This is a genomic window from Streptomyces sp. NBC_00286, from assembly GCF_036173125.1.
Lineage (GTDB): Bacteria > Actinomycetota > Actinomycetes > Streptomycetales > Streptomycetaceae > Streptomyces.
Window position 1 is genome coordinate 5308188 of sequence record NZ_CP108054.1, and the last position, 21201, is coordinate 5329388.

At 69.7% G+C, this 21201-nt stretch carries 16 protein-coding genes and 3 tRNA genes; 13 read left to right on the forward strand and 6 right to left on the reverse strand.

The genetic code is table 11. The annotated features are described in order from the left end of the window. The first annotated feature begins 193 nt into the window (after window positions 1-193). From OHT21_RS24380 to OHT21_RS24400, 5 genes are all read left to right on the forward strand, one after another. Complete coding sequence (locus OHT21_RS24380) at window positions 194-2650, forward strand: SpoIIE family protein phosphatase (protein ID WP_328770466.1); 2457 nt, start codon at window positions 194-196, stop codon at window positions 2648-2650. Window positions 2651-2769: 119 nt separating this feature from the next. Further along, window positions 2770-4023, forward strand: a complete 1254-nt coding sequence (purD, locus tag OHT21_RS24385; protein ID WP_328770467.1) for a phosphoribosylamine--glycine ligase — start codon at window positions 2770-2772, stop codon at window positions 4021-4023. Between the two features lie 281 nt (window positions 4024-4304). Next, window positions 4305-6263, forward strand: coding sequence for a hypothetical protein (locus OHT21_RS24390; RefSeq protein WP_328770468.1), 1959 nt, complete (start codon window positions 4305-4307; stop codon window positions 6261-6263). A gap of 900 nt (window positions 6264-7163) precedes the next feature. Next, on the forward strand, window positions 7164-8687 hold the full coding sequence (locus OHT21_RS24395) for a N,N-dimethylformamidase beta subunit family domain-containing protein (RefSeq protein ID WP_328770469.1): 1524 nt from the start codon (window positions 7164-7166) through the stop codon (window positions 8685-8687). A 109-nt stretch (window positions 8688-8796) separates the two neighbouring features. Next, complete coding sequence (locus OHT21_RS24400; RefSeq protein WP_328770470.1) at window positions 8797-9696, forward strand: phosphoribosylaminoimidazolesuccinocarboxamide synthase; 900 nt, start codon at window positions 8797-8799, stop codon at window positions 9694-9696. A gap of 59 nt (window positions 9697-9755) precedes the next feature. On the opposite strand, the gene OHT21_RS24405 is transcribed toward OHT21_RS24400, so the two are convergent. The 6 genes from OHT21_RS24405 to OHT21_RS24430 all read right to left on the reverse strand — a co-directional run bounded on the left by OHT21_RS24405 (window position 9756) and on the right by OHT21_RS24430 (window position 12780). Next, window positions 9756-9828 (reverse strand) — tRNA-Gly (locus OHT21_RS24405). Between the two features lie 22 nt (window positions 9829-9850). Further along, complete coding sequence (locus OHT21_RS24410) at window positions 9851-10471, reverse strand: response regulator transcription factor (protein WP_328770471.1); 621 nt, start codon at window positions 10469-10471, stop codon at window positions 9851-9853. Further along, window positions 10468-11883 carry a sensor histidine kinase gene (locus tag OHT21_RS24415; RefSeq protein ID WP_328770472.1) on the reverse strand — a complete coding sequence of 472 codons (1416 nt, stop codon included), beginning with the start codon at window positions 11881-11883 and terminating at the stop codon, window positions 10468-10470. The genes OHT21_RS24410 and OHT21_RS24415 overlap by 4 nt, the downstream gene beginning before the upstream one ends. 219 nt (window positions 11884-12102) lie before the next feature. After that, window positions 12103-12178: transfer RNA gene (locus tag OHT21_RS24420), tRNA-Gly, on the reverse strand. Between the two features lie 79 nt (window positions 12179-12257). Continuing rightward, a tRNA-Gly gene (locus OHT21_RS24425) sits at window positions 12258-12329 on the reverse strand. Between the two features lie 133 nt (window positions 12330-12462). Further along, window positions 12463-12780, reverse strand: a complete 318-nt coding sequence (locus tag OHT21_RS24430; protein ID WP_328770473.1) for a histone-like nucleoid-structuring protein Lsr2 — start codon at window positions 12778-12780, stop codon at window positions 12463-12465. 432 nt (window positions 12781-13212) lie between these two features. On the opposite strand from OHT21_RS24430, the gene purS reads away from it, so the two are divergent. From purS to purF, 8 genes are all read left to right on the forward strand, one after another. After that, window positions 13213-13479 (forward strand): phosphoribosylformylglycinamidine synthase subunit PurS, encoded by a 267-nt coding sequence (gene purS, locus OHT21_RS24435; RefSeq protein ID WP_165342945.1) that lies wholly within the window; start codon window positions 13213-13215, stop codon window positions 13477-13479. Next, entirely contained in the window at window positions 13476-14156 is a 681-nt protein-coding gene (purQ, locus tag OHT21_RS24440) for a phosphoribosylformylglycinamidine synthase subunit PurQ (protein ID WP_328770474.1), read from the forward strand. The genes purS and purQ overlap by 4 nt, the downstream gene beginning before the upstream one ends. Continuing rightward, window positions 14153-16411, forward strand: coding sequence for a phosphoribosylformylglycinamidine synthase subunit PurL (gene purL / locus OHT21_RS24445; RefSeq protein ID WP_328770475.1), 2259 nt, complete (start codon window positions 14153-14155; stop codon window positions 16409-16411). The genes purQ and purL overlap by 4 nt, the downstream gene beginning before the upstream one ends. 119 nt (window positions 16412-16530) lie before the next feature. Next, entirely contained in the window at window positions 16531-17031 is a 501-nt protein-coding gene (locus OHT21_RS24450; RefSeq protein WP_328770476.1) for an ArsR/SmtB family transcription factor, read from the forward strand. A 22-nt stretch (window positions 17032-17053) separates the two neighbouring features. Next, window positions 17054-17893 carry a M23 family metallopeptidase gene (locus OHT21_RS24455; RefSeq protein WP_328770477.1) on the forward strand — a complete coding sequence of 280 codons (840 nt, stop codon included), beginning with the start codon at window positions 17054-17056 and terminating at the stop codon, window positions 17891-17893. A gap of 10 nt (window positions 17894-17903) precedes the next feature. Further along, window positions 17904-18710 (forward strand): maleylpyruvate isomerase family mycothiol-dependent enzyme, encoded by an 807-nt coding sequence (locus tag OHT21_RS24460; RefSeq protein ID WP_328770478.1) that lies wholly within the window; start codon window positions 17904-17906, stop codon window positions 18708-18710. 74 nt (window positions 18711-18784) lie between these two features. Further along, window positions 18785-19600 (forward strand): META domain-containing protein, encoded by an 816-nt coding sequence (locus tag OHT21_RS24465; RefSeq protein ID WP_328770479.1) that lies wholly within the window; start codon window positions 18785-18787, stop codon window positions 19598-19600. Window positions 19601-19661: 61 nt separating this feature from the next. Next, window positions 19662-21188, forward strand: coding sequence for an amidophosphoribosyltransferase (purF, locus tag OHT21_RS24470; RefSeq protein ID WP_328770480.1), 1527 nt, complete (start codon window positions 19662-19664; stop codon window positions 21186-21188). Window positions 21189-21201 lie beyond the last annotated feature (13 nt).

Below are 21201 nucleotides of genomic sequence, written 5' to 3' on the forward strand. Positions count from 1 at the left end.
TGCCGCGACAACCCAGGTCGCTGATCTGGGCGTTCGGTATTTCGTGCGTGATGATGACGATCTGGCGGGTAAGTACCAAAATGGATCGAATGCCAGTGTGTGTGGTGCGCTCTCGAGTGCCGCGGCGACACATGCCCTGAGCTGTGAGGATCTCAGCGCGGTCGAGAACGCGACGAGAGCGAGATGAGCGACCATGGAGCAGCGCGCCGTCGACGACTGGGAAGCGCGTTCCGTCGGGGACATCGTGGGCGAGGCGCTCACCGCGCGCGCCAACATCGACGAACACGGCACCGTGACCGGGTGGAGCGAGGGTGCCGAGCACCTGCTCGGGTACACGTCGGCGCAGATTCTGGGCCGGCCGGCGGCCTCACTCCTCGCCGAGGAGCCCACGACGAGCGACCTCCCTGCCTTCTCGGAACTGCCGAGGTGGCACGGCACGCTCGGTCTCCGGCACCGCGACGGCCACCGCCTGGAGGCGAGGGTCCTGGCGCATCACAGGACGCCGGACGACGGGACCCGCGACTGGCTCCTGGTCTCCGCCGTGACCGGAGCGCAGCCCCGTCGTGACGACGAGGCGCTGGTGCGGCGGGGTTTGCTCGACTCCCCGTGCTGCGCGACCTCGGTGTACGACACGGACCTGCGCTTCCGCCGGTCCAACCGGTCCGGGCAGGCCTCACTGGGCCTGAGCGACGACGACATGCGTGGGCTGCGGCTGAGCGACGTGCTCCCCGAACCGATCGCGGAGGTCGTGGAGCGGCTGATGGTGCGGGCCCTGGAAACCGGCGAGACGCAGTACATGGAGAACCACGCGCGCGCCCCCGGCGAGGCCCGTGAGCACGCATGGTCGGTTCACCTCTACCGCCTGGAGGACCCGGACGGCCGCGTCCTGGGCGTGGCGTCCACCGGGCACGACATGACCGAGCAGTACTGGGCCCGCACGCGCCTCCAGCTGATCGCCGAGGCCAGTAGCCGTATCGGCAGCACGCTCGACGTGACGCGGACTGCGCAGGAGCTGGCGGACGTGGCGGTTCCGGGACTCGCCGACTTCATCAGTGTCGATCTCCTGGCGTCCCTCGACGACCTGCCCGAGCAGCCTCCGGAAGCGCTGACGGCGGGCGGCCGCCTCGTGCTGCGGCGCATCGCCCACCGATCCGTGTATCCGGGAAGCCCCGAGGCGGTCATCGCGCCGGGCGAGGTGGACGAGTACCCGGAGGGCTCCCCTCCGGCGGAGAGTCTGCGGTCGGGACGTGCCGTGCTGTACCAGGTGACCGAGCCGGCGATCGCCGACTGGGTGGCCGAGGATCCGCTCCGGTCCTCCCGGATCCGCGAGTTCGGCTTCCATTCGGTGATGACCGTGCCTCTGACGGCACGCGGAGCCACGCTGGGCGTCGTCGTCTTCGCTCGTCACCGGCACCCCGACCCGTTCCAGGAGGACGACCTGGTGCTGGCCGAGGAACTGGCGGCCCGGGCGGCGGTCTGCATCGACAACGCCCGCCGCTATACCCGCGAACGCAGCACGGCGGTAACCCTGCAGCGCAGCCTGCTGCCGCAGCGGCTGCCCGAGCAGGCCGCAATGGAGGTCGCCTTCCGCTACCTTCCGGCCGGTGCCCGGGCCGGGGTGGGCGGAGACTGGTTCGACGTGATCCCGTTGTCCGGAGCCAGGGTGGCGCTGGTGGTGGGCGATGTGGTGGGCCACGGCATCCATGCCTCCGCGACCATGGGACGGCTGCGTACGGCCGTACGGACCCTCGCCGACATCGATCTGCCCCCGGACGAACTGCTCACTCACCTCGACGACCTGGTCGGCCGTCTGGCTTTGGAGGCGGAGGGCGCGGAGCGGACCGCCGGGAACGCCGAAGAAGGAGAGACGACGGGAGACGTCGGGGCGACCTGTCTCTACGCTGTGTACGACCCCGTCTCCCGCCGTTGCACACTGGCCCGGGCCGGGCATCCGCTCCCGGTCGTGGTGAGCCCGGACGGCACCGCGGAACTGCTCGCCGTTCCGGCGGGACCCCCGCTGGGCCTGGGCGGACTGCCCTTCGAGGCGATGGAGACGGAACTGCCGGAGGGCAGCCTGCTCACCCTCTACACCGACGGCCTCATCAGTTCCCGCGACCACGACATCGACGACGGCGTCTCCCTGCTGCAGCGGGCCCTCGCCATTCCCGCGGCCTCCCTGGACGTGCTGTGCGACACAGTGCTCGCCACCTTGCTTCCCGGTCGGCCCGCCGACGACGTGGCCCTCCTCGTCGCCCGCACCCGGGCGCTCAAGGCCGACCGGGTCGCGACCTGGGAGGTGGCCCCGGATCCCGCCACCGTCGCCGACGCCCGCAAGAACGCCGTCGGTCAGCTGGCGGAATGGGGCCTGGCTGATGCGGCCTTCGTGACCGAGCTGATCGTCAGCGAACTGGTCACCAACGCCATACGGCACGCCGAGCCGCCCATCCAGCTGCGTCTCATCCACGACCGGAGTCTCATCTGCGAGGTCTCGGACGCCAGTAGTACGGCACCCCACATGCGCCGAGCCCGCACCTACGACGAGGGCGGCCGAGGCCTGCTCCTGGTCGCTCAGCTGACCCGGCGCTGGGGCACCCGCCACACCACCAAGGGCAAGACGATCTGGGCGGAACAGAGTCTCGAGTACGGCTGATGCCCGCCTGCGGCAGCGCGATCAGCCACACACAACCCGCATCCGCCGAACGGCACCCCAGCCCACCACCCCCGTAAGCACCCCGCCCACCCGCCGGAGCAGCCCGTTAGGCTGACCCCGTGAAGCTCCTCGTCATCGGCAGCGGTGCCCGCGAACACGCCCTGTGCCGCTCCCTCTCCCTCGATCCCGCCGTCACCGCCCTGCACTGCGCCCCCGGCAACGCGGGCATCGCCGAGGTGGCCGAGCTGCACCGGGTCGACGCCCTCGACGGCAAGGCCGTGGCCGCGCTGGCCACGGAACTCGACGCCGATCTGGTCGTCGTGGGCCCGGAGGCACCGCTCGTCGCAGGGGTCGCCGACGCCGTGCGCGAGGCGGGCATCCCGGCGTTCGGCCCCTCCAAGGAGGCCGCCCAGCTCGAGGGCTCCAAGGCCTTCGCCAAGGAGGTGATGGCGGCCGCGGGCGTCCCGACCGCCCGCTCCTACGTCTGCACCACGCCCGACGAGGTCGAGGTGGCGCTCGACGCCTTCGGCGCTCCGTACGTCGTGAAGGACGACGGCCTCGCGGCCGGCAAGGGCGTCGTCGTGACCGCCGACCTAGAGCAGGCCAGGGCGCACGCCAACGCCTGCGACCGTGTGGTCATCGAGGAGTTCCTCGACGGCCCCGAAGTCTCGCTCTTCGCGATCACCGACGGCGAGACCGTCGTCCCGCTGCAGCCCGCCCAGGACTTCAAGCGCGCCCTGGACGGCGACGAGGGCCCCAACACCGGCGGCATGGGCGCGTACTCCCCCCTCCCGTGGGCGGAGGCCGACCTCGTCGAGGAGGTCATGAACACCGTCCTCCAGCCGACCGTCGACGAGCTGCGCCGCCGCGGCACCCCCTTCTCCGGCCTCCTCTATGCGGGTTTGGCGATCACCAGCAGGGGCGTACGGGTCATCGAGTTCAACGCCCGCTTCGGCGACCCCGAGACCCAGGTCGTCCTGGCCCGCCTCAAGACCCCGCTCGCGGGCGTCCTCATGGGCGCCGCGCAGGGCACCCTCGCCGACTTCCCGGACCTGCGCTGGAGCGAGGACGCGGCCGTCACCGTGGTCATCGCCTCCCACAACTACCCCGCCACCCCGCGCACCGGCGACCCCATCGAAGGCCTCGACGAGGTAGCCGCACAGGACGCCCCGCACGCGTACGTCCTGCATGCCGGCACCCGGCGCGAAGGCGGCGCGATCGTCAGCGCGGGCGGCCGTGTGCTCTCCGTCACGGCGAGCGGTACGGACCTGGCCCGGGCCCGCGAACGCGCATACGCGGCCGTCGACCGCATCCGCCTCGACGGCTCGCATCACCGCACGGACATCGCGGCCAAGGCGGCGGCCGGATCGTAGCCCCCCATCTCACTCTTCTCACCCTTCCCATCAGGCCTTTCTCACCCCTCCCGTCAGCCACCTCTCCCCAAAGCCATTCCATCGAGTGACTGATCCCCTATCCGGCTGACGTGGGCCGGAGCCCCAACTAGGGTGCGGCGCAAGCGGGTCCGGCACTTGGCCCACCGGCATTGCGATGTCAGTCCTGGGTGCCACAGTGGGGGAGTGAGCAACGCCATGGACGACCGCCGGCAGTGGCTGGGTATGCACGCGCCGGGCGGCAAGAGGGGGTGACACCGGTCGTGTCCGGTACGGGTGTGGAGGTGAGCGCGCAGAGCGCGCGATCCCGGGCTCTCGCCGTGCTGCGTATCCGCAGCAGGGCGCTGGCCGTCGCCCTGCTGCCCACGGCCTTCGCCGTCGTCCTGCTCGTCGCCGGAGCCATGGACCATGTGGAGGGTGTGGGCTGGCGGCTCGCGACCTGGATCCTGGCGGCCGTCGCGTTCCTGGCACTCCTCGCCGCCGTGGGCATCGCCCTGGTCGTCGCCCGCTCCCGGCCGGCCGTGAGCCCCACGATCCCGATCCCGGAAGAGTCCGCGCCCGATCTGTACCGCATGGTGCGTGACCTGGCCGACCGCCTCGAGGTGCCCGCACCCTCCGCGATAGCGCTCACCCCGGACTGCGACAGCTGGCTGGAGGACCGCACCCACCGGGCCCACGGCCCACCCCGGCCCCAGTCCCCGGACGAGATAGCAGGCATACGCGGCCTCCAGACCCGTACGCCAGCCGCGCCCGTCCTCGTCATCGGCTCTCCCTTCCTGTGGTGGATGCGGGTCGGCGAGCTGCGCGCCGTCCTCGCACCGGTCGTCGCGGGTACGGGACCGTCGGCGCATCCCGACATAGCAGCGGCCCGCCGTTTTGTACGGGGCCTCGACGCGGCGGTGGCGGTGACGGCCGCCCCCACGCGCGGACCCGTCCCGCATGTGGCCCTCGCGGGTGTCGGCTGGGTCGCGCGTCTGCTCCTGCGCAGCTGTCGCGGCCATGCGGCGGAGATGGAGCGGGGCGTGGCGGCGGCGGCAGCCGATCGTGCACAGGCTGTGGACTACGGCCTGCGGATCGTCGCGCAGGAGCAGGTGGGGCTCGCGTATGCGGGCTGGGACCGGCTGCTGACCCGCGTCGCGCTGCCTGCGTGGCGCATGGGCCGCTGGCCGTCCCGCCTGGACGCGGGCGTCGTCGCGGCCCTCACCGAACTCTCCCGCCGCGACCGTCTCGCCGAGGGTTTCGCCTCCCGCCTCGGCGAGCGCCCGGCCTGCGACCTCCTCGAAGAGCCCGGCATGATCGACGAAGCCGCCTCCCTACTCGCCGCCCGCCTCTTCCACGGCGGCCCCGCCGAACCGGGCCCCGACTGGTCTCCCGTGGACTGGGACGACTACCCCGACGAGGTCGTCGACCGCAAATGGCGCACGGACGCGGCGCGGCTCCACCGGGTACTGGACGCGCAGGGCGTCAGCCGCTCCTCCGACCCGACGGCCTTGGCGCCGGGCGGCCCGACACTGGCTCGGGTGATGGACCACCTGACCGGCGCGGGGGCCTCCGGCGGTTCGGCGGGTGATGGTACGGCGGGCCGGGACGGTTCCGGAGGTGGTGACCGTTCCGGGGGCGGTGACGGTTCGGCGGGCGGCGAGGGTTCCGGGGGCGGTGACCGTTCGGCGGGGGGTGATACGGCGCGGGTCCCTCGGGAGACGGCCCCCGCCGAACCGGCCGCTGCGCGCGACGCCGATGCGTACGGTGTTGCGGCTGCCGATGCCGATGCCGAGGACGACGACGGAGGCGGCGTCGCCAATGCGCGGACCGCTGCGCTGGCGGCCGGCCTCAGCGCGGAGCTCGCCCGAGAGGAGGCTGCGGCGCCGGCGATACGTTCGGCGTCGCCGCCGGCCGCCGGTCCCCTCGGCCAGGGCGGCCCGGACGCCGCCCTCTGGGACGACGGAACGCTGCCGCTCTTTCCGCTTCAGCAGCCGCGGACGGCGCGCGAACTCCTCACCGATCACGTCACGGCGATGGTCTGCTGCGCCGCGATGGACACGGCAGGTGCGGTGCCGGGCCTCGACTGGCTAGACGGCCCGTCCCTCCTCATAAACGGCGAACGCTCCGCCGACCTCACGCCGCGAGTCCTCGCCCTGATAGAGGCCGGCGATCCCTGCCCCCTACGGGACTGGCTCCTCCGCATAGGCATCCGCGCGGAGAAGCCAGTCCGACTGGTCTGAGGTTCGTTGTTCGGGTGCGGGTTGCCTCCGGCGGTTGAGCAGGGGGTTCGTTTTTGTCTGCGGCGCCGTTGTGGCTGGTCGCTCCCCCACTCTCGAATTCGCTCGAGCGGGGGGACCCCCATCGCGGCGGAGCCGCAAATTGACACCGCCCCGCGGGGTGCCTCCGGCGGTTGGGCGGGTGCGGGTGCGTTGTGGTTGCTCGCGCAGTTCCCCGCGCCCCTGGGTTCGTGGTGGGTGCGGGGCCGTGGGCCGGTGCGTCAGCCCGTCGCCAACAGGGCATACGACTCCGTGCTTCCACAGGGCGTAGCTGTGCCCAGACCGAAGCTAAGCGACGGGCATAGGACGCACCGGCCCACGTCCCCTCCCGCCGGCGGGAAGCTGCGAGTAGTCGGGGGTGCAGGCGCATCGTGGCCGGCGAGCGTGGTGCCTGGTGAGGGTGATGGCTGGTGAGCCTGATAGTGGACGGCTCCAGGGGCGCCCCTTCAGGGGCGCGGGGCTGTAACAATATGCAGCTCCGCCGCGTGGGCGCGACCAGCCACGACGCACCCGCACCCGCGACACAACTGTCACCCCCGCCCGCGGTAGGCACCCACCCGCCCCACGAGCGAGCCCGCCCGCGGTAGGCACCCACCCACCCCACGAACCCACCCACCCGCCGAAGGCGCCCCACCCACCCCGCCGGAGGCAGCGGGGCCTGGGGGCGCAGCCCCCAGTTTCGGGAAGGGGCGGGGCTGGGGAAAGAAACGCCCCGCCCACGAACGCGGCACCGCACAGGCACACGCGGAGCCAAGGGCAGGCGATAACAACAAAACGTAACCACCCGCCTCCTTTATGTGATGTGCTGATACCGCGTCATTAGCGCAGCAAGGGCTTACGGGGGCACGAGGGAGGGGACAACGCATGGCCTCGGAGTACATCCGCCGCTGGGAATCGGGCGCACTGGCCCACGCCGTGACGGACCCCTTCGGCCAGGGCCCAGTCCCCTGGCTACGAGGCAGCGAACACTACTTCGACGACACCGGCCAGGTAGTCCCCTGGTACGTGGACGTAGACGCGGACCCCACCACCCCCACGGCCCCCCACACAACCCGCACAGCCACCCGCACCCCCAAGATCCCCACCCCCCGCTCCGCCGGAGGCCCCCGCTCGGCCGACGACGTCCACCGCCAGATCAAGGGCTTCACCTCCACCGGCGCGGCAGCCCCCGGCGAGGCCATCGACTTCCACATCACCGTCGACCCGCCCCAACAGTTCAGCGTGGACATCTACCGCATCGGCCACTACGCCGGCGAAGGCGCCAGCAAGATCACCACCAGCCCCCGCCTCCCCGGCATCGTGCAACCACCCCCGCTCACCGCCGACCGCACGATCTCCTGCCACCACTGGTGGCTCTCCTGGCGCCTCCAGATCCCGAGTTACTGGAGTATCGGCGCATACGTCGCCGTCCTCACCACCGTCGACGGCTACCGCTCCCACGTCCCCTTCACCGTCCGCGACTCCCACCCCGCCGACCTGCTGCTTCTCCTCCCGGACGTCACCTGGCAGGCGTACAACCTGTATCCGGAGGACGGCCGCACCGGCGCGAGCCTCTACCACGCCTGGGACGAGAAGGGCCGGCTGCTCGGCGAGGCGGACGCCGCGACGACGGTCTCGTTCGACCGACCGTACGCAGGCGCGGGCCTGCCCCTCCACGTCGGCCACGCCTACGACTTCATCCGCTGGGCCGAGCGCTACGGCTACGACCTCGCCTACGCCGACGCCCGCGACCTGCACGCAGGCCGCGTCGACCCCACCCGCTACCGCGGCCTCGTCTTCCCCGGCCACGACGAGTACTGGTCGGTGCCCATGCGCCGCACCACCGAACTCGCCCGCGAACACGGCACCTCGCTCGTCTTCCTCTCCGCCAACACCATGTACTGGCAGGCGGAGCTGAGCCCCTCCCCCTCAGGCGTCCCCGACCGCCTCCTCACCTGCCGAAAACGCCGCGGCCCCGGAAAACCCGCCCTCTGGCGCGACATCGACCGCCCGGAGCAGGAACTCCTGGGCATCCAGTACGCGGGCCGGGTCCCCGAACCGCACCCCCTGGTCGTCCGCAACGCCGAGCACTGGCTGTGGGAGTCCACCGGCGCACACGAGGGCGACGAACTGAAGGGCCTGGTCGCAGGCGAGGCCGACCGCTACTTCCCGCGCACCCCGCTCCCCGAGCACCAGGGCCGTATCCTCCTGGCCCACTCCCCGTACCGCGACGCCGAGGGCGCCCTCCGCCACCAGGAGACGTCCCTGTACCGCGCCCCCTCCGGCGCCCTGGTCTTCGCCTCCGGCACCTTCGCCTGGTCCCCGGCCCTGGACCGACCCGGCCACGTCGACGAACGCATCCAGCGAGCCACGGCCAACCTCCTGGACCGCATCTGCAAGCGCGACTGATCGACGACGACCAAGCCCCGGCACCCCCTCCCGACGAGCCCCAACGCGAAATGCACCCCCCGCATACGGGAGAATCGACCCCACCAGCACGTCACCGCGGGGAGGAACCGTGTCCGGATTCGTCGACAAGCCCGAGCCGATCGAGGTCCCGGGCCTGGTGCATCTGCACACCGGCAAGGTGCGCGAGCTGTACCAGAACGAGGCCGGCGACCTCGTGATGGTCGCCACTGACCGCATCTCCGCATACGACTGGGTGCTCCCCACCGAGATCCCCGACAAGGGTCGCGTACTGACGCAGCTCTCCCTGTGGTGGTTCGACCAGATCGCCGACCTGGTCCCCCACCACGTACTGAGCATCGACCTGCCGCCCGGCGCCCCCGCCGACTGGGAGGGCCGTACCGTCGTCTGCAAGTCCCTGCGGATGATCCCCGTCGAGTGCGTCGCCCGCGGCTATCTCACCGGCTCCGGCCTCGCCGAGTACCAGGAGACCCGCACCGTCTGCGGCCTCGCCCTCCCCGAGGGCCTGTCCGACGGCTCGGAGCTGCCCGCCCCGATCTTCACGCCCGCGACGAAGGCGGAAGTCGGCGAGCACGACGAGAACGTCTCGTACGAGGAAGTCGCCCGGCAGGTCGGAGCAGAGACCGCCGCGCAGCTGCGCCAGGCCACGCTCGCCGTCTACAGCCGTGGCCGTGACATCGCCCGCGACCGCGGGATCATCCTCGCGGACACGAAGTTCGAGTTCGGCTACGACGGCGAACGCCTCGTCATCGCCGACGAGGTGCTGACCCCCGACTCCTCCCGCTTCTGGCCCGCCGACCAGTGGCAGCCGGGCCGCCCGCAGCCCTCGTACGACAAGCAGTACGTACGCGACTGGCTGACCTCCCCCGACTCCGGCTGGGACCGGGCGAGCGAGCAGCCCCCGCCGCCCCTGCCCGAGCAGGTCGTCTCCGCGACCCGCGCCAAGTACGTCGAGGCGTACGAGCGCCTGACCGGCACCAGCTGGTCGTAAAGCCCGGTCGTAGACAACGAGAAAGCCCCCGGCCGATGACCGGGGGCTTCCTCTTCCTGAGCGGACGACGAGGTTCGAACTCGCGACCTCAACCTTGGCAAGGTTGCGCTCTACCAGCTGAGCTACGTCCGCGCTGCGCGTTGCGCGAAAGCCACTATACCCAACCTCGCTCCCGCGCGAGCCGCGCCGCCGTATGCCGATTCTCGGCCCCCAGTTTGGACGCGGCCGACGACAGATAGTTGCGTACGGTGCCCTGCGACAGCGCCGCCCGTTCCGCGATCTCGGCGACGGGCGCCCCCTCGGCCGAGAGCTCCAGCACCTCGGCCTCGCGCTCGGTCAGCGGCGAATCGCCGGCGGAGATCGCGTCGGCCGCCAACTCCGGGTCCACATAACGGTTCCCGGCATGCACGGTACGGATGATCTCCGCGAGCTTCTGCGCGCTGACGGTCTTCGGCACGAAGCCCCGCACCCCCGCCCCGAGAGCCCGCTTCAGATGCCCCGGCCGCCCATGACTCGTCACGATCAGCACCCGGCACGCAGGCAGCTCGGCCCGCAGCGATGTGGCCACCTTCACACCGTCCGCACCGGGCATCTGAAGATCCAGTACGGCCACATCGGGCGCATGAGCCCGAGCCATGGCCAAGGCCTCGGGCCCCGAAGCCGCCTCCGCCACCACAAGCAGATCGTCCTCCAGCCCGAGCAGCGCGGCCATCGCCCCCCGAATCAAATGCTCATCATCGGCAAGCAACAGCCGAACCCGCTGTACGGCCGTCATGAGGCAAATCCCCCGCTGATCCCGTCACCCATCGCCTTACGCACCGACCGTGGACCGGATGGCGACAGGGACGCCGAAGACGAAGCCGCCGAAGACGAGGCCGGGGCAGACCAACCTGCCGAAGACGAACTTGCCGGAGGGAAAGCCGGTGCAGACGCATCCGATGAATCCGCCGAAGACGCCGGAGGCGGCAACGCCGACGAAGACAACGGCACCCGAGCCACCACCCGAAACACCCCGCCCTCCGCAGGCCCCGCCTCCAGCGTCCCGTCAACCACAGATAGCCGCTCCCGCAACCCGGCCAGCCCGGAACCGGTGCCGGTCCCGCTCCCGCCGCGCGAATCCGACGGCGCCCCATCGTTCTCCACGGTCAGTACGACGAAACCGTCCGCCACCCGCAGCGACACATCACACCGCTCGGCGTTCCCATGCCGCAGCACATTCGTGGTCGCCTCCCGCACGACCCAGCCGAGCGCCGACTGGACGGCCGGGGGCAGCCCAGCAGGAGAGCCGGTCACCGTGCAGTTGACCCCGGCCGCGTTCAACACCCCCTGTGCACCGGCGAGTTCGGCACCGAGCTCGGCCTCGCGGTAGCCGCGTACGACCTCCCGTACTTCCTTCTGCGACTCCTGCGCTATCCGCTGCACCTCGATCATCTGCTCCACGGCTTCCGGCCGCTCACGCCGCGCGAGCTGCACGGCGAGCTCGCTCTTGAGGGCTATCACGGCCAGATTCCGTCCCATCACATCGTGCAGATCCCGCCCGAACCGCAGCCGCTCCTCGGCAACAGCGAGCCGGGTCTTGGTCTCACGGGCCGCGTCGAGTGCGTAGACGGAGTTGAGCAGCCAGACGGAGAACGCGCAGACGAACGTGTAGAACCCGACGGCGAGCAGCACCGCCCCGACCGTGACGAGTGCCGCGAGCGCGGGGACGCCCAGCGCCCAGGAGTAGGCGCCGGTGCCCAGGGCGAAGCCGAAGGCCGTGTATACCGTGCGCCGCGTCTCACGTACCGCCAACGCGAGTATGCCGGTCCCCCAGCCCAGGACACCGGTGAACATCGCCACCGCTGCCCCGGCCTTGTCGCCATCCGCGGGACCACGTGTCGCAACGGCGATGGCCATCATGGCGACCACGGCGGTGGCGACCGCGACTACCCACAGCAGCCGCACCGGCCGCGCCCGGGTGCCACGGATCCAGTCCAGGGCCCGCGACGCGAACACCGCGCTGAGCGCCGCATGCCCGACGACCATCAGGAACAGCACCCAGGACAGGGACGGGGGCATCGCCCCCAAGACCGGCAGCCCGAAGGTGCCGACCTCCACGAGCGCGAGGAAGTGGAACGACCAGCGCGTATACGTCTCCACCTTCGCCGGAGTGCTCTTCCCCCGCCACCAACTCCCGGCCCCGCGCATCTCCTTGCCCCCTGTACGTAAGCCGTCACCGCCGCGATTTCCCCGCAACCACCGTCGCACAGCAGACCAGCGGGAGCAGTGCACGCTGTCATCACTGCCCATGACAAATGTCATCCACCCAAGAGCCGATGCACGAACCAGAAGCGAGCAAGTGAGCCAGCGCGCACACGAAAAGGCCCCGGTCGCTGTGACCGGGGCTTTATCTCTGAACTTCTGACCTGGAGCGGACGACGAGGTTCGAACTCGCGACCTCAACCTTGGCAAGGTTGCGCTCTACCAACTGAGCTACGTCCGCATTGCATCCGACCGGCTCTCACCGATCGGCGCGAGCACCACCTTACCTGATCCAAAAGGATGCCCGGTAAGAGATGCAGAGCGGGTGACAGGAATTGCACACTGCGCCTTCCCCCTGGAAGGGGGATGTTCTACTACTGAACTACACCCGCGTAACTCCGTGAGCTGTGGCCTTTCGGCCCGGCCCTTCGGCGTGCTTCAGACTCTAGCTGATCGGACTGGGTGCAGCGCAAGTCGGTTGTCCCCAGGGCCCGCTGACGTATCCGGCGGGCCCTGAGGTGCCCCTCACTGAGCCGCGGTGAACGCCTCGTAGACCTTCTTCGGGATCCGTCCCCGCGCCGGTACGTCCATCTTGTTGGACTGGGCCCAGGCCCGTACGGCCGCCGGGTCGGGAGCCACCGCCGTCTGCCGGTAGGCCTTGCCGGAGCGTGAGCGCTTGCGGCCGGCCTCCACGTAGGGCGCGAGCGCCTTGCGCAGTTCCTTGGCGTTCGTTTGGTTGAGGTCGATCTCGTACGACTTGCCGTCCAGACCGAAGACGATCGTTTCCGCCGCTTCCGAGCCGTCGATGTCGTCGAAGAGAGTGACTACGACACGCTGCGCCACGAATATCGGTCCCTTCGTGCGGCATCTCTGGCGGCGACGTTGCGATGACGTGCACGGATGCCGACTGTTGGCTGATTTATTGAGGGGTATGGGGTCCGTGAAGTGCGCGGACTCATGGATCGAGCGAACGGGCAAAGTATCGCCTATTGCCAATTCCGCTGTACAGCTTCTGTTGTACAGCGTCTGCTGTACCGCTTCCGTTGTGCAGCCCTCGCTCAATGCAATGTGAAGCATGACTTAATCGGTATCGGTGTCCGACCGCAATAGGGTTCCAGATGTTGATCCGGATCTTTCCCTGGATTTTCCGTGAAGGAAGCCTGTTGATGCGGAATCGTGATGGCCGTCACGTAGATTCCTACCAATCTACTCGCGTAGAAATCTGGGCCGGGTAGTCTGAAGGAACCTGCTCAGCACCACACACCGGGAGTGCCAGTGGCACGCGTCGTAGTCGACGTCATGCTCAAGCCGGAGATCCTCGACCCCCAGGGCCAGGCGGTGCAGCGTGCACTGCCGCGCCTCGGTTTCCAGGGCATCTCCGACGTACGTCAGGGAAAGCGCTTCGAGCTCGAGGTGGACGGGCCGGTCGACGACACCGTGCTCGCCCGCATCCATGAACTCGCCGAATCCTTCCTCGCCAACACCGTGATCGAGGACTTCGCCGTCAAGGTGGAGGAAGTGAAGGCGGAGGCAGGAAAGTGACCGCTCGTATTGGCGTCGTCACATTTCCCGGCAGCCTCGACGACCGGGACACACAGCGTGCGATCCGGCTCGCGGGTGCCGAGCCCGTGGCGCTGTGGCACAAGGACAAGGACCTCAAGCAGGTCGACGCCGTGGTGTTGTGCGGCGGTTTCTCGTATGGCGACTATCTGCGCGCCGGTGCCATCGCGCGCTTCTCGCCGGTGATGGAGACCGTCATCGAGCAGGCGAAATCGGAAATGCCGGTGCTCGGCATCTGCAACGGTTTCCAGATCCTCACCGAGGCCCACCTTCTCCCCGGCGGGATGCTCGGAAATGATCACCTCCACTTCATCTGCCGCGACCAGAAGTTGCGGGTGGAGAACGCGGAAACGGCCTGGACCGTCGACTATGAAGCGGGCCAGGAGATCAACATCCCGCTGAAGAACATGGACGGGCGGTACGTCGCCGACGAGCGCACCCTCGACATGCTGGAGGCGGAGGGGCGCGTCGCCTTCCGCTATCTCGACTTCAACCCCAACGGCTCGATGCGCGACATCGCCGGTATCAGCAACGAGGCCGGCAACGTCGTAGGCCTGATGCCCCACCCGGAGCACGCCGTGGAGCCCCTCATCGGGACCGGCCGCACCGACGGCCTCCCCTTCTTCACCTCGATCCTCAAGAAGCTGGTCAACGTATGAGCCGCACTCCTCTGGACACGGTCGAGCACGCGGCCGCGACCCCGGACGTCGAGCTGCCCTGGGCCGAACTCGGCCTGAAGAAGGACGAGTACCAGCGCGTCGTGGAGATCCTCGGCCGCCGGCCCACCGGTGCCGAGCTCGCCATGTACTCGGTCATGTGGTCCGAGCACTGCTCGTACAAGAGCAGCAAGGTGCACCTGCGCCAGTTCGGCGAGAAGGCGCCGCAGTCCGACGCGCTGCTCGTCGGCATCGGTGAGAACGCGGGCGTCGTGGACGTCGGTCAGGGTTACGCGGTCACCTTCAAGGTCGAGTCGCACAATCACCCCTCGTACGTCGAGCCCTATCAGGGCGCGGCCACGGGCGTCGGCGGCATCGTGCGCGACATCATCGCGATGGGTGCGCGGCCGGTCGCCGTCGTCGATCCGCTGCGGTTCGGTGCGGCGGATCACCCCGACACCAAGCGCGTACTCCCCGGTGTCGTCGCCGGCATCGGCGGTTACGGCAACTGCCTGGGCCTGCCCAACATCGGCGGCGAGGTCGTCTTCGACGCCTGCTACCAGGGAAACCCGCTGGTCAACGCCGGTGCCATCGGCGTCATGCGGCACGAGGACATCCACCTCGCGAAGGCGTCCGGCGCGGGCAACAAGGTCATCCTGTACGGGGCTCGTACGGGCGGTGACGGCATCGGCGGCGCCTCGATCCTGGCGAGCGAGACCTTCGATGACGCCAAGCCTTCGAAGCGCCCCGCCGTCCAGGTCGGTGACCCCTTCCAGGAGAAGCTCCTCATCGAGTGCACCTTGGAAGCCTTCGCCGAGAAGCTGGTCGTCGGCATCCAGGACCTGGGGGCGGCGGGCCTGTCCTGCGCGACGTCCGAGCTGGCGTCCAACGGCTCCGGCGGTATGCGCGTGACCCTGGATGACGTACCGCTGCGTGACTCGACCCTCTCGCCCGAGGAAATCCTCATGAGCGAGTCGCAGGAACGCATGTGTGCGGTCGTGGAGCCGGAGAAGGTCGACCGGTTCCTGGAGATCTGCGACAAGTGGGATGTCATCGCGACCGTCATCGGTGAGGTGACGGACGGCGACCGGCTCGAGATCTACTGGCACGGCGGCAAGATCGTCGACGTCGACCCGCGCACGGTCGCGCACGACGGTCCGGTCTACGAGCGTCCGTACGCCCGTCCGTCCTGGCAGGACGCCCTCCAGGCGGACGACGCCAACAAGCTTCCACGACCGGCCGGTTCGGACGAGCTGAAGGACCAGGTCCTCAAGCTGGTGGCCTCCCCGAACCAGGCCTCCAAGTCCTGGATCACCTCCCAGTACGACCACTTCGTGCAGGGCAACACGGTGCTGGCGCAGCCCGAGGACTCGGGCATGATCCGTATCGACGAGGCGTCGGGTCTGGGCGTCGCGATCGCCACGGACGGCAACGGGCGGTACGCGAAGCTCGACCCGTACACGGGCGCGCAGTTGGCGCTCGCGGAGGCGTACCGCAATGTCGCCACCACCGGAGCCCAGCCGCTCGCCGTCTCCGACTGCCTGAACTTCGGCTCGCCCGAGGACCCGGCGGTGATGTGGCAGTTCGCGGAGGCCATCCGCGGACTGGCCGACGCCTGCCAGCAGTTGGGCACCCCGGTGACCGGCGGCAACGTCTCGCTCTACAACCAGACCGGCGAGGCGGCCATCCACCCGACCCCGGTCGTGGCCGTACTCGGCGTGATCGACGACGTGGCCCGCCGTACGCCGGTCGCCTTCCAGGAGGAGGGCCAGCTGCTGTACCTCCTCGGCGACACGCGTGAGGAGTTCGGCGGTTCGGCCTGGTCGCAGGTGGTCCACGACCACCTCGGCGGCCTCCCGCCCCAGGTCGACCTCGAGCGCGAGCGGCTGCTGGCCGAGATCCTGATCTCCGCCTCCCGCGACGGAATGATCGACTCCGCGCACGACCTGTCCGACGGCGGTCTGATCCAGGCGGTCGTCGAGTCGGCGCTGCTGGGTGGGAAGGGCGCACGCCTGATCGTTCCGGACGGGCTCGACGCCTTCACCTTCCTCCTCTCGGAGTCGGCGGGCCGTGCGGTCGTCGCGATCCCGCGCTCCGAGGAGCTCCGCTTCAACGACATGTGCGGGGCGCGGGGGCTGCCGGCTACCCGTATCGGTGTCGTGGACGGTGATGTGGTCGAGGTCCAGGGGGAATTCACGCTCACGCTGGACGAGCTGCGCGAGGCGCATGAGGGGACGATTCCGGCGATCCTGGCCTGACATTTAGTACGTCCCTGAAGGCCCCACCCTCCCGAGCTCGAGTCCGGAGGGTGGGGCCTTCTTCGGTCTCGGATCAGATGGCCTTGCACGTAATTACGTAGTTCCGTAATGTCGGAGGAGTGGCACTGGAAGAACGCGTCGCCGACCTCGAACGTCGGCTCGCGGCACTGGAAGGCGCTCAGCGCGGCGCACCTGACCCCGACGGCAGCGAATTCTGGGCCCTGAACGGGCTGAAGGAGCAGCTGGCCGAGGTGGGGGCCGCCGACGGAGGCGTCCTCTACACCGGCTCTGTACGCCTGCCAACGGGCGGGGAGTACGTCTGGCAGGTGGGCTTCCTCACCGAGGGCCTGCTGGAGGACGACTGGACGACGGCCGCCGAGGCGTTCGCAGCCCTCGGCCACCGCGTCCGGCTGCGGCTGCTCCGCGAAATCCTCGGCGGTCGGCGCACCGCCGCCGAACTCGCCGAGCTGGACGAGGTCGGCACGACCGGCCAGATCTACCACCACCTGCGCCAACTGACCGGCGCGGGCTGGCTGCACACCACCGGGCGGGGACGGTACGAGGTGCCGCCGCCGCGGGTCGTACCGCTGCTGGTGGCACTGGCGACGGCCCGCCCGTAAAACCGACGATCATGGGGGAACAATGTCCGCACGCAAGCTCGCCATGACGGCATTCCGAGGCCTCCAGCTGGGCTTCATCGTCCTGGTGATCGCCCACATCTGGTTCGACTTCGGGTATCCGATCCTGTGGAACCTCCTGGTGCTGGCCCTGGCGTACGTCCTCATCATGGTGTTGAACCGGTTGGGCGGCGGCGCCCCGGACGACAAGCGCGTGATACGGGAGGCCGTAGAGGTCGCCCCTCCCGTCACCGGCCGCTGGTCCGCCCTGAACAGCCCCGCCGACCGCACCCCGAGCCATGGACTCCACGCCTACGGCCAGACGTTCGCCATCGACGTCGTCGCCGAGCCCGAGCCGGGCGCCCGCCCCAGCTTCCGCGCCCTGTGGCCGCTGACCCGCCGCGCCACGGACTTCCCGGCGTTCGGCGCACCGATCCTGGCGGTCGCCGACGCCACGGTTGTACGGACGCACGACCGGCAGCGCGACCACCTGAGCCGTACGTCGTGGCCGGCACTGCTGTACCTGATGCTTGTCGAAGGCTCGATACGCGAGCTGTTCGGAGTCCACCGCATCCTCGGCAACCACCTCGTCCTCGACCTCGGCGAGGGCACATACGCCGCGTACGCCCACCTGCAGCGCGGCTCTCTCGCCGTCCGCGAAGGCGACCGGGTGCAGGCCGGACAGCTCATCGCCCGCTGCGGCAACTCCGGCAACTCCACTGAGCCCCACCTCCACTTCCAGCTGATGGACGGCCCGGACCCGGACACCGCCCGTGGTGTGCCCTTCCGCTGGCGCGGCATCGGAGTGCCGCGCAATCAGCAGGTGTTCGAGGTGACCTGCCCGGCTGTCAGTGCCGCCGACTAATGTCGCGCTCATGCCCCCGGCCAAGAAGCGCCCCCGCAGCTACGACCCCGCCAAGATCCGCGCCGCCGTCCTGGCCCAGTTCGGGAACGTACGGGCAGCCGTCCGCACCCTCACCCCCGAGCAGCTCGCGCTACCCACCCGGCTCGGCGAGTGGACCGTACGAGAGCTGGCCGTGCATATCGCCGCGGCCGCCGTCGAGAGCGTCAGCGGGACCATCGACCTGGAGCCGCCGGCGAAGGCCGAACTCGCCCTGCTGGAGTGGCCGTCCGCGACCGTCGACCCCGTGCTTGCCGCCGCCAACGCCGACCGGACCCGTGAACTCGCGCGCGAGCACCAGGACCTCGACGCGCTGTACGCCCGCACCGAGCAGCGGCTGGCCGAGCGGCTGGCCGTCACTCCGGGCGAGCGGCTGCTCGCCACCCGGCCCGGCTCCATGACTCTCGCCGACTACCTGGTCACCCGCACCGTTGAACTCGTCGTCCACACCGACGACCTGAACGCCGCCGTGCCCGGCCTCGACATCCCGTACGACCGTCAGGCCCTCGCCGCCTGCACCCGCCTGCTCGCCGACGCCCTCGCCGTGAAGGCGCCCGGCGCCTCCACGGAGGTCCGCGTTCCGCCGTTCGCGGTCGTGCAGTGCGTCGAGGGCCCGCGGCACACGCGCGGAACCCCGCCGAACGTCGTGGAGACGGACCCGCTGACCTGGATACGGCTCGCGACCGGGCGTACGGAATGGCATACGGCTCTCGCCGATGCCCAGGTCAGCGCCAGCGGCGAGCGGGCCGATCTGGGCGGGCTGCTTCCGCTGATGGGCTGAGACGCCGGGGGCGGACGGGAAGTTGAGCGAAAATGGAAGGGAACCAACCACCCCACCCGTCCCGTCACAGCGACATGCGAACGCAACGGCTTACTCTCAGCGTCCTGGCGGTCACCGGCCTGCTCGCCACCGCGGCCTGTGGCACGGAGAAAAGTGACGGCGGGTCCGCGTCCGTCGGCGCCGGACAGCAGACGAAAATCACCGGCAAACAGTGGAAAGTGGACAGCATGGACGTCGGGGGCACCACATACAAGGCCCCGGCCGACGCCCACATCGAGTTCGGCGAGGACGGCAAGGTGGGCGGCAACTACGGCTGCAACCACTTCGGGGCCACCGCCGAGATACAGGGCGAAACGATCAAGGTCGGCTCCGACACCCTGCAGACCAAGATGGCCTGCGGCGAGAAGCTGATGGAGTTCGAGGCCAAGATGGCCGAGACGATCTCCGACAGCACGATCACGGCCAAGGTCGACGGCGACAAGCTGACGCTCACCACCAAGGACGGGGACACGGTGAAGCTCACCGCGGAGAAGCCGGCCAAGCTCGAGGGCACGAAGTGGAGCGTCACCGGCAGCACCAACAAGGGCGGCACGGTCACCGCGCTGGCCTCCGAGGCCGAGGGCAAGGTGCACCTCACCTTCGACGGCAAGGGCAACGTCCACGGTCAGCTCGGCTGCAACAAGGTGACGGCGAAGGCGACCGTCAGCGACGGCCAGATCACTCTCGGGTCCCCTGGCACCACCCGCATGATGTGCTCCCCCTCACTCATGGAGACCGAAAAGGCCCTCCTGAAGCTGTTCAACGGCAAGGCCACCTACGAGATCAAGCAGCGCACCCTCACCCTGACCAGCGAAAACGGCAGCGGCTTCGAAGCCGTAGCCGCCAAGTGATCCACAACGAGCCCGAATCCCCCATTCGGACCAGTGGCCGAACTCGCCTACACTCGGTGGCGTGCCACGTGGTGACGGTCGACTCAGTCATGATCTGCTCCCCGGCGAGAAAGGACCCCAGGACGCTTGCGGCGTCTTCGGAGTCTGGGCTCCCGGCGAAGAGGTCGCCAAGCTCACTTACTTCGGGCTCTACGCCCTCCAGCATCGGGGCCAGGAATCCGCGGGAATCGCGGTCAGCAACGGCTCCAAGATCCTCGTCTTCAAGGACATGGGCCTGGTGTCCCAGGTCTTCGACGAGGCCTCACTCGGATCGCTCCAGGGTCATATCGCGGTCGGTCACGCCCGCTACTCGACCACCGGCGCCTCCGTGTGGGAGAACGCCCAGCCCACGTTCCGTGCGACCGCGCACGGCTCGATCGCGCTCGGCCACAACGGCAACCTGGTCAACACGGCCCAGCTCGCCGAGATGGTCGCCGACCTGCCCAAGCAGGAGGGCCGCACCCCGCGCGTGGCGGCCACCAACGACACCGACCTGCTGACGGCGCTCCTCGCCGCCCAGGTCGACGAGGACGGCAAGCCGCTGACCATCGAGGAGGCCTGCGCCAAGATCCTCCCCCAGGTCAAGGGCGCCTTCAGCCTCACCTTCATGGACGAGCACACGCTGTACGCCGCCCGCGACCCGCAGGGCATCCGCCCGCTGGTCCTGGGCCGCCTGGAGCGCGGCTGGGTCGTCGCCTCCGAGTCCGCCGCCCTCGACATCTGCGGCGCCAGCTTCGTACGCGAGATCGAGCCGGGCGAGTTCGTCGCCATCGACGAGAACGGCCTGCGCTCGTCGCGATTCGCGGAAGCGAAGCCCAAGGGCTGCGTCTTCGAGTACGTGTATCTGGCCCGCCCGGACACCGACATAGCCGGCCGGAACGTATACCTCTCGCGCGTCGAGATGGGCCGCAGGCTCGCCAAGGAAGCCCCGGTCGAGGCGGACCTCGTCATAGCGACCCCGGAGTCCGGCACGCCCGCCGCGATCGGTTACGCGGAGGCCTCCGGCATCCCCTTCGGTGCCGGTCTGGTGAAGAACGCGTACGTCGGCCGCACCTTCATCCAGCCTTCACAGACCATCCGCCAGCTGGGCATCCGACTGAAACTGAATCCCCTCAAGGAAGTCATCAAGGGCAAGCGCCTGATCGTCGTGGACGACTCGATCGTGCGCGGCAACACCCAGCGCGCGCTCGTGCGGATGCTGCGCGAGGCGGGCGCGGCCGAGGTCCACATCCGGATCTCTTCGCCGCCCGTGAAGTGGCCCTGCTTCTTCGGCATCGACTTCGCCACCCGCGCCGAGCTGATCGCCAACGGCATGACGGTCGAGGAGATCGGCAAGTCCCTGGGCGCCGACTCCCTGGCGTACATCTCCATCGACGGCATGATCGACGCGACCACCATCGCCAAGCCGAACCTGTGCCGCGCCTGCTTCGATGGCGAGTACCCGATGGACCTCCCGGACCCCGAACTGCTCGGCAAGCAGCTCCTGGAGACCGAGCTGGCCGCGGGCCCGGCGGCCACGGCCGCGGCCGACGCGATCCGTCGCCCGTAAGACACCGCAGCAC

Bases quoted from the DNA above. Each gene is read 5' to 3' on its own strand.
- OHT21_RS24395 (WP_328770469.1), top strand. From the start codon at position 7,164: ATGGCCTCGGAGTACATCCGCCGCTGGGAATCGGGCGCACTGGCCCAC.
- OHT21_RS24410 (WP_328770471.1), bottom strand. From the start codon at position 10,471: ATGACGGCCGTACAGCGGGTTCGGCTGTTGCTTGCCGATGATGAGCAT.
- OHT21_RS24460 (WP_328770478.1), top strand. From the start codon at position 17,904: ATGCCCCCGGCCAAGAAGCGCCCCCGCAGCTACGACCCCGCCAAGATC.
- purL (WP_328770475.1), top strand. From the start codon at position 14,153: ATGAGCCGCACTCCTCTGGACACGGTCGAGCACGCGGCCGCGACCCCG.
- OHT21_RS24465 (WP_328770479.1), top strand. From the start codon at position 18,785: ATGCGAACGCAACGGCTTACTCTCAGCGTCCTGGCGGTCACCGGCCTG.
- OHT21_RS24455 (WP_328770477.1), top strand. From the start codon at position 17,054: ATGTCCGCACGCAAGCTCGCCATGACGGCATTCCGAGGCCTCCAGCTG.
- OHT21_RS24380 (WP_328770466.1), top strand. From the start codon at position 194: ATGGAGCAGCGCGCCGTCGACGACTGGGAAGCGCGTTCCGTCGGGGAC.
- OHT21_RS24415 (WP_328770472.1), bottom strand. From the start codon at position 11,883: ATGCGCGGGGCCGGGAGTTGGTGGCGGGGGAAGAGCACTCCGGCGAAG.